The organism is Trujillonella endophytica, from assembly GCF_900110555.1.
GTDB lineage: Bacteria > Actinomycetota > Actinomycetes > Mycobacteriales > Geodermatophilaceae > Trujillonella > Trujillonella endophytica.
Window position 1 is genome coordinate 67,525 of sequence record NZ_FOEE01000008.1, and the last position, 12,511, is coordinate 80,035.

The window sequence follows — 12,511 nt, forward strand, 5'->3', positions numbered from 1 at the left end:
GCCCTCGCGGCGGGGGCGGACCCGGCCGGTCGGCTGGTAGACAGGGCGTCGTGGCCGGACCCCGCGACGTCGACGCGTCCTTCCTCGCCCTCCCGCTCTCCGCGCTCACCGACGCCGCGCTGACCCGTGCGGTCGACCTCGGCTGCGAGCACGCCGACATCCGGGTGGAGCGCATCCGCACCCAGTCGATCAGCCTGCGCGACGCCCGGCTGGAGAGCCTGGCCGACGGCGAGGACCTCGGGCTGGCCGTCCGCGTGGTGCACGAGGGCACCTGGGGCTTCGCCGCGGGCGTCGTCCTCACCGCGGCGGAGGCGGTGCGGCTGGCCGAGGAGGCCGTGGCCGTCGCCCGGGTCTCCGCGGCGCTGAGCAGCGACCGGGTGGAGCTCGCCCCCGAGCCGGTGTACCCGGACGCCGTCTGGGTCTCCGACCACGAGATCGACCCGTTCACCGTGCCCGACGGGGAGAAGACGGCGCTGCTCACCGAGCTGTCCGAGCGGCTGATGGCCGCCGACGGCGTCGAGCACGTGCAGTCGGGCTGCACGGCGGTGAAGGAGCAGAAGTACTACGCCGACACCGCCGGCACCCGCACCCGCCAGGAGCGGGTCCGCATCCACCCGCAGTTCACCGCGCTCACCGTCGACCGGGCCACCGGCGCGTTCGAGAGCATGCGCACCCTCGCCCCGCCGGTCGGCCGCGGCTGGGAGTACCTCACCGGCGGCAGCTGGGACTGGGACCGCGAGCTCGCCGAGATCCCCGAGCTGCTGCGGGAGAAGACCAAGGCGCCGAGCGTCGAGGCCGGCCGCTACGACCTGGTCGTCGACCCCTCGAACCTGTGGCTGACCATCCACGAGTCGGTCGGGCACGCCACCGAGCTGGACCGGGCGCTGGGCTACGAGGCCGCCTATGCCGGCACCTCGTTCGCCACCGTCGACAAGCTGGGGTCGCTGCGCTACGGCTCCGAGCTCATGCACGTGACCGGTGACCGCACCGCCGTCCACGGGTTGGCGTCGGTCGGCTGGGACGACGAGGGCGTCGAGGCCCAGCGGTGGGACATCGTGCGCGACGGCGTCCTCGTGGGTTACCAGGTCGACCGGAACATGGCGCGCCTGCGCGGGATGGAGCGGTCCAACGGCTGCGCCTTCGCCGACTCCCCGCGGCACGTGCCGGTGCAGCGGATGGCCAACGTGTCGCTGCAGCCGGCCGCGGGCGGGCCCTCCACCGAGGAGCTGATCGCGGGCGTGGACCGCGGCGTCTACGTCGTCGGCGACAAGAGCTGGTCGATCGACATGCAGCGCTACAACTTCCAGTTCACCGGGCAGCGCTTCTACCGGATCGAGGGCGGGAAGCTGGCCGGACAGTTGCGCGACGTCGCCTACCAGGCGACGACGACGGACTTCTGGGGGTCGATGCGGGCGCTGGGCGGCGAGCAGACCTACGTGCTCGGCGGGGCGCTGAACTGCGGCAAGGCCCAGCCCGGCCAGGTCGCCCCCGTCAGCCACGGATGCCCCTCGGCGCTGTTCGAGGGCGTCTCCATCCTCAACACGGTGCAGGAGGGCGGCCGGTGAGCGGTCAGCGGCGTGAGCACCGCCCCAGGCTGGGGGCACCTCCCGCTTGCGGGGGACAGCGACCGAGGAGCGGAGCGCCGCGCGTGAGCGAACGGGGAACAGAGTGAGTCGGTACCGCGCGCAGGAGCTCGTCGAGCAGGCGCTGGCTGCGTCGTCCGCCGACGGGCAGGTGGCCTACGTCGTCGACAGCTCCGAGGCCAACCTCCGCTGGGCGGGCAACAGCCTCACCACCAACGGCGCGATGCGGTCGCGGCAGGTCGTGGTGATCTCCTTCGTCGACGGCGGCGCCGGGATGGCCGCGGGCACGGTCGCCCGCTCGGGCACGCCGGACATCGCCGAGCTGGTCGCGGCGAGCGAGCAGGCCGCGCGCGACGCCGGACCCGCCGAGGATGCCGTCCCGCTGGTGTCGGACGCCCCGCCCGGCTCCGGCGACTGGGACGCCGATCCGGCCGAGACCTCCATCGGCGTCTTCGAGGAATTCGCGCCGGCCCTCGGCGAGGCCTTCGGGCGGGCCCGCGACCGCGACGACCTGCTGTTCGGCTACGCCGAGCACTCCCTGTCCACGACCTACCTCGGCTCCTCCACCGGGCTGCGGCTGCGGCACGACCAGCCCACCGGCCGGGTCGAGCTCAACGGCAAGAGCAGCGACTTCAGCCGCTCGGTGTGGGCCGGCGTCGGCACCCGCGACTTCCTCGACGTGTCCGTCGCCGGGCTGGCCGCCGAGGTCGAGCGCAAGCTCGCCTGGTCCCGTCGGCGGATCGACCTGCCCGCGGGCCGCTACGAGACGCTGCTCCCGCCGTCGGCGGTCAGCGACCTGATGATCTACGCCTATTGGACGATGGAGGCGCGCGACGCCGACGAGGGCCGCAACGTCTTCGCCAAGGCCGGCGGCGGCAGCCGGATCGGCGAGCGGCTGGCCGCGCTGCCGCTGAGGCTGCGCAGCGATCCGGACGCCCCCGGGCTGGAGTCGGCGCCGTTCCAGGTCGTCGGCGGTTCCTCCGGGGCGGCCTCGGTCTTCGACAACGGCATGGCGACCCCGGCGGTCGACTGGATCTCCGACGGCGTGCTGACCAACCTCGTGCGCCCGCGGGCATGGGCGCTGCGGACGACCGCACCGGCCACGGCCGCCGTCGACAACCTGATCCTCGAGGACCCGAACGCGACGGCCAGCCTCGAGGAGATGGTCGCGTCCACCGATCGCGGCCTGCTGCTGACGACCCTCTGGTACATCCGCGAGGTCGATCCGCAGACGCTGCTGCTCACCGGCCTGACCCGGGACGGCGTCTTCCTGGTCGAGGGCGGCGAGGTCACCGGCGCGGTCAACAACTTCCGGTTCAACGAGTCGCCCGTGGACCTGCTCGGCCGGATCACGCAGGCCTCGCGCACCGAGCGGACCCTGCCCCGGGAGTGGAACGACTGGTTCACCCGCGCCGCGATGCCCGCGGTCCGGGTGCCGGACTTCCACATGAGCTCGGTCTCGCCCGCCAGCTGAGCCAGGACGGACCGGTCCGCCCGGGTCCGGTGGCACAGGTGTGACGGGTGGTGTCGGTGCGCTGCCTCACGGTGAAAAGGGCTTCAGTTACCGCGCCTGCGTGCCGTTGAAACGGGGCACGGGGATATTTTTTCCCGGCACCAGCACGCGGGCCCCATGACGGGGCCGTCGAGGGGAGCCTTCCCGATGAGCAGGACGCAGAAGCCGTCGGTCTTCCAGATCGGTCAGGTGTGGGACGACGGCCGCACCGTCGTCGTCTCGGGGTGGGGCCTGGGCCTGTGCGCGTCCGCGTGCACCTGCCACCGGCACCCGTCCGCGGGCCACCTCGCGATCGACGAGGACCAGGCCGGGGGCCGGCTGGGGCTGGTCAGCTACCGCGAGGGTGGGTGCGACTGCTGCGAGGCGTGGACCGCCGACGAGCTCTCCGCCGTCATCCGCGACTTCGACCAGGTCTCCGCCCTCGAGGCGCAGGAGCCCCTGGCCGGCTGAGCCCCCCCTTCTCCCCGGGGCAACTTCGCACTATTGCCCGGGGGCAACTTCGCGCTGCTGCCCCGGGGCGATTCCGCGCTTCTGCCCCGGGGCGATTTCGCGCTTCTGCGCGGGGTCGGCCGGGTCCGCAGGCGCGCGACAGATCCGCGCGCTGACCGCACGCCCGCCGAGGCGCCACCACTCGTGGCGATCTCGGCCCGGTCGACCCCGCCCCGCTGACCGGGCGGTACCGCCGAGCACCGACAGATCCCGGCGGCCACTGCGACGCCCGCACCCTCCCGGGACGGATGTGACGGGCGGGGTCGGCTGCCCAGCCCCCGGCCCGCGTGCCCTCATCACGTGTCGACACGTCGTCCTTACTGTCCGTCGTGGACGCGCGACCCACCGCCCCTTCCCCGGGCGGCGCGCGATGCACACGAGGAGCTGACGATGCAGCGCAACCGGACGACGAGCCGCCGCTGGGCCGGTGCCGTGCTCGCGACCGCCGCCGCCATCGCCGTGGTGCTGGGCCCGACGTCCGCCACGGCCGCGCCGACGACCGCCGACGAGGCGGCCGACCTGGTCGCCCAGACCGGCCAGGAGCTGACCCAGCTGGACGAGCAGGTGCACCAGGCCGAGCTGACCGTGACCGAGCTGCAGCGGGTCGCCGCCGATGCGCGCGCCGTCGCCGAGGCCGCCGAGGCCGAGGTCGCCCGCTACGAGCCGCAGCTGATCGCGATCGCGCACACCGGCTACACGTCGGGCCCCACGTCGGGCGTGGCCGCGTTCCTGACCAGCGACTCCGCCGAGGACTTCGTCCAGCAGATGACGACCCTCGACATGATCGCCGCCCACACCGACAGCCTGCTCGTCACCGTGTCCGCCGCCCGGGAGCAGGCGGCCGCCGCCCAGTCCCAGGCGCAGGCCGCCGCGGCGGAGGCCGAGGCCGCGCTGGCCACGCTCGAGCAGCAGCAGGCCGAGGTGCAGGCCCGCGTGGACCAGTACGAGGCCGACTTCACCCGGCTCTCCGCGCAGGAGCGCGCCGCGGTCACCGTCTCGCTGGCCGGCCCCGTGCTGGACGTGCCGACATCGCTGGCCCCGCCGCCCTCGGAGGCCGCCGGAGCGGTCGTCGCGGCGGCGCTGGCCCAGGTCGGCGACCCCTACGTCTGGGGCGCGTCCGGTCCGAACGGCTTCGACTGCTCGGGGCTGACCCAGTTCGCCTACGCCGCTGCCGGCGTCTCGCTGCCGCACTCCAGCCGCGCGCAGGCGGGGATGGGCGTGGCCGTGTCGCGCGGCGAGCTGCAGCCCGGCGACGTCGTCTACTTCTACTCGCCGGTCAGCCACGTGGGCATCTACATCGGCAACGGCCAGATGGTGCACGCCCGCACGTTCGGCCAGCCGGTCGCCGTCACCAGCGTGGACATGCGCGGCTACGCCGGAGCCCGCCGCATCCTCTGATCAGGGCGCCAGCGCCTGCACCGCCGCGGTGATCCGCCGGGCGCGGGTCTCCGGGGTGGCCGCGTTGTGCACCCGCCAGAGGACGGAGTAGCGCTCGGCGCCGTTCAGCGCCGCGAACGCCTCGGCCGCGCCGGGGACGGCGGACAGTGCCGCGGCCAGGTCGTCGGGGACCGTCATGTCCGCGCTGCCGGGATAGGCGCGCTCCCACCGCCCGTCGGCCTGCGCGGCCTCGACCGCGGCGAGCCCGGCCGGGCGCATCCGGCCCGCCTCGAGCAGCCGCCCGACGGCGGACACGTTCTTCTGCGACCAGACGCTGCGGGCCCGCCGGGGGGTGATGCGCTGCAGGTAGGTCGCCTCGTCGAGCCGGTTCGAGCGGCCGTCGATCCAGCCGAAGCACAGGCAGCTCTCGACGAGCTCGGCGTAGGTCACCGACGCGATCCCCGAGCCCTTCTTGGCCAGCCGCACGTAGAGGCCCGGGGCCGTGGCCCCCTCCACCTCCAGCCAGGCCTCGAGCGCCGCCTGGTCGGGGAAGGCGAGCACCGGGAGGTCGGTCGGCAGCGTCACGGCGGGGAGTCTGCCCGAGGGGTGCGACACCGGGCGCCCTGTGCTGGGGTGGGGGTGTGGCGGAGAACTACATCGGGGAACTGGACTTCGGTGCACCGCGGATCGACCCGGAGGCGTTCGTGGCGCCGACCGCGGTCGTCGTGGGCGCGGTCACGCTCGGGCCGGCGGCGAGCGTCTGGTACGGCGCCGTGCTGCGGGCCGACGCCGAGGTGATCGAGATCGGCGCGGGCTCGAACGTGCAGGACGGCTGCACGCTGCATTCGGACCCCGGCTTCCCGCTCGTGGTGGGCACCGGGGTCACCGTCGGGCACCGGGTGGTGCTGCACGGCGCCCGGATCGAGGACGACGTCCTGGTCGGCATGGGCAGCATCGTGATGAACGGCGCGCACATCGGGTCGGGGTCGATCGTGGCGGCCGGCGCGGTCGTGACGCAGGGCAAGCAGTTCCCGCCGGGCTCGGTGATCGCGGGGGTGCCGGCGAAGGTCGTCCGCCAGACGACCGACGACGACCTGCTGCACATCCGCGGCAACGCGCTGTCCTACAGCGAGCGGCTGCCCTCGGCCCGCCGGGTGCGCCCCGTCGTCCGCGGGCGGCTGCCGGCGGCCGGCCCCACCCCCGGCGACGCCCCCGACAACTAGGGGAATTTCGCGCGCGAAATCGCTCCCCCGGCAGGGCGCCCGGGGCACCGCCGTACCGTCGACGGCGTTCGAGCGGACGATGCGAGGAGCGCGTGGTGGGCGACGAGGTACCTGCAAGGGTGCAGGGCATCTACGAGGAGGTCCTGCGGCGCAACCCGGGGGAGACCGAGTTCCACCAGGCGGTCAAGGAGGTGCTCGAGTCGCTGGCCGTGGTGCTGGACCGGCACAGCGAGTACACCGAGATGAAGACCGTCCAGCGGATCTGCGAGCCCGAGCGGCAGATCATCTTCCGCGTGCCGTGGCAGGACGACAGCGGCGAGGTGCAGATCAACCGCGGCTTCCGCGTCGAGTTCAACTCCGCGCTCGGCCCGTACAAGGGGGGTCTGCGCTTCCACCCGTCGGTGAACCTGGGCATCGTCAAGTTCCTGGGCTTCGAGCAGGTCTTCAAGAACGCGCTGACCGGCATGCCCATCGGCGGCGGGAAGGGCGGGTCGGACTTCGACCCCAAGGGCCGCTCCGACGCCGAGGTGATGCGGTTCTGCCAGTCGTTCATGACCGAGCTGTACCGGCACCTGGGCGAGTACACCGACGTGCCGGCCGGGGACATCGGCGTCGGCGCTCGCGAGATCGGCTACCTGTTCGGCCAGTACAAGCGGATCACCAACCGCTACGAGTCCGGGGTGCTCACGGGCAAGGGCCTGGGCTGGGGCGGCGCGCTGGTGCGCACCGAGGCCACCGGCTACGGCGCCGCCTTCTTCGCCGACGCGATGATGAAGGCCCGAGGGGAGTCCTTCGACGGCCGCCGGGTGGTCATCAGCGGCTCGGGCAACGTCGCCGTCTACGGCATCGAGAAGGTGCACCAGCTCGGCGGCACCGTCGTCGCGTGCTCGGACTCCAGCGGCTACGTCGTCGACGAGAAGGGCATCGACCTCGCGGTGCTCAAGCAGGTCAAGGAGGTCGAGCGGGAGCGGGTCGAGGCCTACGCCGACCGGGTGTCCTCGGCGTCGTTCGTGTCCGGCGGCAGCATCTGGGACGTGCCGTGCGACGTCGCCGTGCCCAGCGCGACGCAGAACGAGCTGGACGCCGACGCGGCCGCCACCCTCGCGCGCAACGGCTGCCGGTACGTCGTCGAGGGCGCCAACATGCCGACCACGCCGGACGCCGTCCGCGTGCTCAAGGAGGCCGGGGTCGCCTTCGCCCCCGGCAAGGCCGCCAACGCCGGCGGCGTGGCGACGTCGGCGCTGGAGATGCAGCAGAACGCCTCCCGCGACCGCTGGACCTTCGAGCACAGCGAGGAGCGGCTGGAGGCGATCATGCGGGCGATCCACGCCCGCTGCCACGCCACGGCCGAGGAGTACGGCGCCCCCGGCGACCTCGTGCTGGGCGCGAACGTCGCCGGCTTCCTGGAGGTCGCCGAGGCGGTGCACGCCCACGGCCTGATCTGAGGCGGCGGCCGGCGCGGGTCAGGCGTCCGGGACGTCGCGCCAACTCCGGGTCGGCCGCCAGCCGAACAGCCGCTCCGCCTTCGCGCTGCTGATGGCCGACGCGTCGGGCCGGGGCAGCGGCCGCACCTCCAGGCCGGGGTGGACGGCGAGCGCCGCGGCCCGCAGGTCCCGCCCGGTGCCGTTGTCGGCGGCCGCCGCGTAGGCCACCTCGTGCCCCGGGGTGGTGGACTCGGCGGCCAGCGCGATCAGGCCGGCGAGGTCGGCCACGTCGACGTAGGACCAGAACATCGGGCTGCGCAGCTCCGGGTCCCGCCGGAAGGGCCCCAGCGAGGCCGCGTAGGTCCGCGGCGTCAGCACCCAGGTGGGCCGCAGCGAGACGGCGGTGCAGGAGCTCCGCCGGACCAGCCCGTCGCAGAGCAGCTCGGAGACCTGCTTGGACAGCGCGTACGGGTCCTCGGGGCGGTCGGGGTGCTCCTCGTCGATCGGCAGCCGCACCGGCGGCGCCGGGTCCCGGGCCCAGGTGATCCCGCAGACGCTGTCGGAGGACAGGTTGACCAGCCGGCGCACCCCGTTCAGCGCGCAGGCCTCCACGACGTGCGCGGTCATCGCCACGTTGGTCGTGAACACGGTGGGCCCCGGGTCCAGCCCCGGCCGCGGGACGGCGGCGGTGTGCACCACCGCGTCGACGTCCCGGACGACGGACAGCGCCTGGCCGAGATCGGTGAGGTCGGCCCGCACGTAGGGGACGGACCCCGGCGGAGGGTCGTAGTCGGGGACGGCGAGGTCGGTGCCCACCACCCGGTGCCCGCGCGCAGCCAGGGCCTCGACGGCGGCGGACCCGACCTTTCCCCGCGCCCCGGTGACCAGCACCCGCAGCGACCCGGCCACGTCAGCAGGCCAGCCGGTGCGCGGCGAGGAAGTCCTCGTCGAGGGTGACCCCGAGCCCCGGCCCCGTCGGCACCGGCAGGGCGCCGTCCACCAGGGCGTCGATGCCGAACGCCGGGGCGAGGAGGGGATCGAGGTGGAAGGGGAACTCGAAGACGTCCACCGCGGCCGAGGACGCCGCCACGTGCAGGTTGGCCGCCACCGACACCAGCCCCGCGTGGTGGTGGCAGGCCACCCGGGCGCCGCGCTCGCCGGCGGTGCGCGCGATGGAGCGGGCCGCCTCGATGCCGCCCGCGATGGAGGCGTCGGGCTGGACGACGGTCATCTCGCCCGCGACCAGCGCGTCCAGGGCGGCGGCCGGCGAGGAGAAGTGCTCCCCGTAGGCCAGGGGCACCGCGACCCGGTCGGCCAGCCGGGCGATCGCCTCGTGCTGGTCGTGCGGCAGCGGCTCCTCGAACCAGGTGACCCCCACCTCGTGCAGCCGCTCGGCGATCGCCACCGCCTGCGGCAGCGTGAAGAACTCGCTCCCGTCGACGGCGATCTCGACACCGTCGCCGAGCAGTCCCCGCAGGTCGGCCAGGACGTCCATGGCGCGGGCCCAGTCGAGGCCCACGCGCATCTTCACCATGTCGACGCCCCGGTCCAGGAGCGGCCCCAGCCGCTCCAGGTGCTGCGTGGCCGGGCCCGACTCCAGGAAGGGACTGCTGCCGACGTACACCCGGATGCGGTCCCGGACCCGGCCGGTGAGGTCGCTGACCGACCGGCCGGCGGCCCGGGCACAGAGGTCGGCCAGCGCGATCGCCAGGGCGCTGCGCGCCTGCCCGGCGACGCCCCGGTCGCCGAGCGTGCGCCGGGTCGCCCGGTGGACCGGGTCGAGCACGGCCTCGACGGAGGAGAGCTCCGCCCCCAGCAGCAGCGGGGCGTAGACGTCGTCCACGATCGACGCGAGCACGGTCGGGTGCGAGACGCCGAAGCTGTCGCACGCCTCGCCCAGCCCGACCAGGCCCTCGTCGGTCCTCACGCGGACCACGAAGAACGTCATGGTCTGCTGCGCCGTCGTCAGCCGGAGCGGAAAGGACTCGATGCCGGTGATCCGCATGCCGCGGCCGGGGCTCACCGGCCGCTCGGGCTGACGAACTGTGCCGGGTCGTAGCTGATCGACTCGTCGATGAACTCGTTGGTGTAGAGGTCCTCGGGGGTGAGGCCGTCGGCCAGCTCGACGTCGAGGTCGGCGAAGACGCCGGTCAGCAGGTCGGTCATCTCGCTCATGCGGTCGGGGTCGAACGAGCCGAGCACGCCGTCGGGGCCGTCGGCGACGATGCCGTCGTCGTTCAGCGAGTCGGTGATGGCGTCGGCCCGCTCGGGCGTGATCTGGAAGAACTGGTCGATGTCGGTGAGGTAGTCCGAGATCGCGGTGTTCACCGGCTCCGGGTCGGCCATGTAGTCGACCTGGCCCTGCTGCAGCAGGGGCACCAGCTGGGCGAGGCAGTCGGAGTTCTCCTCGACGGTCTCGGGGATCCCGGCCCAGGCGGAGGGGTAGATCCGGTAGCCGGCGTCGTCGAGGGAGAGGAAGTCGATCTCGCGGGCGAACTCGGGGGTGTCGTTGACCAGGCGCCAGGGCTCCTGGGTCACGTAGCCCTGCATGACGACGTCCTCTCCGAGCACCAGCCGGGTGAGGGCGCCGTCGAAGGAGCCGTCCAGCTGGTCCTGGCGCACCCAGCCCTGCTGCACGAGGTAGTCCATGTAGGTCTGGCCCTCGAAGTACAGGACGGTCGCGTCGCTGTCGGCGATCTCCTCGAACGAGCCGAAGTCGTACTTCTCCGGGTCCCACAGCAGGATCTGGGGCGTGATCTGCAGCGGGGTCACCACGGCCCGCGTCGGCAGCTCGGCCGACAGCCGCACCGACTCGTCGGTGTCGACCATCCCGAGCAGGATGTCCGGGTCGGTGTAGAGCAGCGCGCTGTTGGTCTGGAAGCCGATGAACGGGCCGCCGGCGCGGATCTCGACGGTCACCCGGTCGTCGGCGACCGCGGGCCCGGAGTAGATGCCGTTGTCGGGGTTGGGCTCGGCCCGGTCGTGGTCGATCAGCTGGTAGGCGGCCGCGTGCTCCGGCTCGGGGAACCAGTTGGTCTGCAGCACCACGGTGGCGGGGCAGGCGGACAGGGCGCCGTCGCCGCCCACCGCCTCGCCGGAGCCGTCGTCGTCCGATCCGCCGCAGGCCGCGAGGGTCAGGACGCCGGCGAGGGCGGCGGCCGGCAGGGCGCGGGAACGGGGCAGGCGCATGACGAACTCCTCGGGGAACGCGATATTGACGGCGTCAATATCGCGGCGAGGGATTTCGCCGGGGTTTCCGCCAGGTCAGTTCTCCGGTCCCGTCCGCGCCGGCGGCCCCCCGGGCTGGACCACGAGGACCCGGGCGGGGCCGGCGCCGACGAGCCGGAAGCGGTGCGGCACCGAGCCGCCGTAGTAGAGGCAGTCGGCGGGGCCCAGCTCGTGCCGCCCGTCGCCGCCCAGGTCGACCTCGATCCGGCCGGCGAGGACGTACAGCACCTCGGCGACGGCGTGGGAGTAGTAGTCGTCGAACTCGGGGTTGGTGACCGTGAACTCCAGCGGCAGCAGACCCGCGCGGCCCTCGACCAGCGACCGCGTGGACCCGCCGTCGTGGTGCACGGTGGTCCCGGTCCCGGCGCGCACCAGGCTCACCCGCGTCTCGTCGGCGTCGGTTCCCGCCTCGGCCATCAGGGCCGGCGTCGACGTCCCCAGCGAGCGCGCCAGCCGGTGCAGCGAGGCCATGCTCGGCTGGGCGAGGCCGCGCTCGAGCTGGCTGAGGAACGGCTGGGAGAGGCCGGCCCGCTCCGCCAGGGCCACGAGGGTCAGGCCCTGACTGCGCCGCCGGTCGCGGATGCGCCGGCCGAGCCGGTCGTCGCCCGTCCCGCGCCCCTCGGCCACGGATCCATCGTGCCGCACGTCCGCCGCCGGGCTGCCGTGGCGGCCCCTACGCCACGGAGATGGACGCGAGCCGGGAGCGGAGGAAGCCACCCGCGGTCACGGGCTCGTAGCCGGTGGGCCCCGCGGCGGCGGTGGGCAGCGTCTCGACGACGACGTCGGGCTCGGCCTCGTGGAAGAAGACCAGGGAGAGCAGCTCCTCGGTGGGGACGGCGGCCGGCGGCGGCAGCACGCGGTGCATGGTCGAGCGCCAGCGGTCCCCGGTCCAGCGCGCGAGGAGGTCCCCGGTGTTCACGGTGAGCGCACCCGGGACGAAGGGGGCGTCCACCCACTCGCCGTCGGGGGTGCAGACCTGCAGGCCGCCGGCCCCGGGCTCCCGGTCGAGGAGGGTGAGCGTGCCGAAGTCCGAGTGCGGGCCGATCCGGAACTGGTCGTCGGCCACCCCGGCGAGGGCGGCGCGCGGCGGGTACCAGTTGAGGTTGACCGTCCAGGGCGCCTGCGTGCAGCGGCTGGTGAAGAAGTCCGGAGGCAGCGCGAGGGCCTCGGCGAAGACCGCGAGAAGGGTGTCGGCCAGGGCATCGGCCGCGGCGCCGAACGCGCGGCCGGCGGCCTGCAGGCCCGGCACCTCGGCCGGCCACACGCTGGGGGCGTACCAGCCCTCCTCGCCCGTGCCGGCCAGCCGGTCCGGGAGGGCGTCCTGCCCGAACGTCCAGGACTCCTTGAGGTCGGGGGCGGTCTCCAGCCCCTCGGAGGCGCCGTTGGACTCGGCCCCCGGGGGGATCCAGCCGCGGCCGCCCACCCGGCACGCGTAGCCCGCCTTGGCCTCGGCCGGGAGGGCGAAGAACCGGCGCGCCTCCGCGCGGACGCCGTCCAGGAGGCCGGGTGACAGCCGGTGCCCCGTGACGAGCAGGAAGCCGATGTCGGCCAGCGCCCGGTCGACCTCCCCGGCGATGCGCCGGCGTGCCCCCCGGTCTCCGGTGTACCAGTCGGTCAGGTCGACGAGCGGAACGGTCTGCTCGGGCACGGTGATCTCCAGGTCGCGGCGGCGTC

At 74.0% G+C, this 12,511-nt stretch carries 12 protein-coding genes; 6 read left to right on the top strand and 6 right to left on the bottom strand.

The features are described from left to right. Positions 1-50 precede the first annotated feature (50 nt). The 4 genes from BMY88_RS13625 (at position 51) to BMY88_RS13640 (ending at position 4,983) form a co-directional block, all read left to right on the top strand. Positions 51-1,565, top strand: a complete 1,515-nt coding sequence (locus tag BMY88_RS13625; RefSeq protein WP_091944191.1) for a TldD/PmbA family protein — start codon at positions 51-53, stop codon at positions 1,563-1,565. 103 nt (positions 1,566-1,668) lie between these two features. After that, on the top strand, positions 1,669-3,057 hold the full coding sequence (locus tag BMY88_RS13630; RefSeq protein WP_091944194.1) for a metallopeptidase TldD-related protein: 1,389 nt from the start codon (positions 1,669-1,671) through the stop codon (positions 3,055-3,057). 186 nt (positions 3,058-3,243) lie between these two features. After that, positions 3,244-3,546, top strand: coding sequence for a hypothetical protein (locus BMY88_RS13635; protein ID WP_091944197.1), 303 nt, complete (start codon positions 3,244-3,246; stop codon positions 3,544-3,546). Positions 3,547-3,975: 429 nt separating this feature from the next. Further along, positions 3,976-4,983, top strand: coding sequence for a C40 family peptidase (locus BMY88_RS13640; RefSeq protein ID WP_091944200.1), 1,008 nt, complete (start codon positions 3,976-3,978; stop codon positions 4,981-4,983). Here the strand turns inward: BMY88_RS13640 and BMY88_RS13645 are convergent, their stop codons facing one another. After that, the gene (locus BMY88_RS13645; RefSeq protein ID WP_091944203.1) at positions 4,984-5,547 is read right to left on the bottom strand and encodes a YdeI/OmpD-associated family protein; all 564 of its coding nucleotides are present in this window, start codon (positions 5,545-5,547) and stop codon (positions 4,984-4,986) included. Between the two features lie 56 nt (positions 5,548-5,603). Between BMY88_RS13645 and BMY88_RS13650 the strand changes: the two genes are divergently transcribed. Together BMY88_RS13650 and gdhA are read left to right on the top strand one after the other, a co-directional pair. Next, positions 5,604-6,185 carry a gamma carbonic anhydrase family protein gene (locus BMY88_RS13650; RefSeq protein ID WP_091944207.1) on the top strand — a complete coding sequence of 194 codons (582 nt, stop codon included), beginning with the start codon at positions 5,604-5,606 and terminating at the stop codon, positions 6,183-6,185. A gap of 95 nt (positions 6,186-6,280) precedes the next feature. Continuing rightward, entirely contained in the window at positions 6,281-7,630 is a 1,350-nt protein-coding gene (gene gdhA / locus BMY88_RS13655; RefSeq protein WP_091944210.1) for an NADP-specific glutamate dehydrogenase, read from the top strand. An 18-nt stretch (positions 7,631-7,648) separates the two neighbouring features. Here the strand turns inward: gdhA and BMY88_RS13660 are convergent, their stop codons facing one another. From BMY88_RS13660 to BMY88_RS13680, 5 genes are all read right to left on the bottom strand, one after another. Further along, positions 7,649-8,518: an NAD-dependent epimerase/dehydratase family protein gene (locus BMY88_RS13660; protein ID WP_244524683.1), complete on the bottom strand. Its 870-nt coding sequence runs from the start codon at positions 8,516-8,518 to the stop codon at positions 7,649-7,651. A 1-nt stretch (position 8,519) separates the two neighbouring features. Further along, complete coding sequence (locus BMY88_RS13665; RefSeq protein ID WP_091944213.1) at positions 8,520-9,632, bottom strand: mandelate racemase/muconate lactonizing enzyme family protein; 1,113 nt, start codon at positions 9,630-9,632, stop codon at positions 8,520-8,522. After that, positions 9,629-10,798: a substrate-binding domain-containing protein gene (locus BMY88_RS13670; protein WP_091944216.1), complete on the bottom strand. Its 1,170-nt coding sequence runs from the start codon at positions 10,796-10,798 to the stop codon at positions 9,629-9,631. The genes BMY88_RS13665 and BMY88_RS13670 overlap by 4 nt, the downstream gene beginning before the upstream one ends. A 75-nt stretch (positions 10,799-10,873) precedes the next feature. Then, a complete protein-coding gene (locus BMY88_RS13675) occupies positions 10,874-11,464 on the bottom strand; it encodes a helix-turn-helix domain-containing protein (protein WP_091944219.1) in 591 nt (196 codons plus the stop codon). Between the two features lie 46 nt (positions 11,465-11,510). After that, positions 11,511-12,485 (bottom strand): isopenicillin N synthase family dioxygenase, encoded by a 975-nt coding sequence (locus BMY88_RS13680; protein WP_091944695.1) that lies wholly within the window; start codon positions 12,483-12,485, stop codon positions 11,511-11,513. Positions 12,486-12,511: the final 26 nt, after the last annotated feature.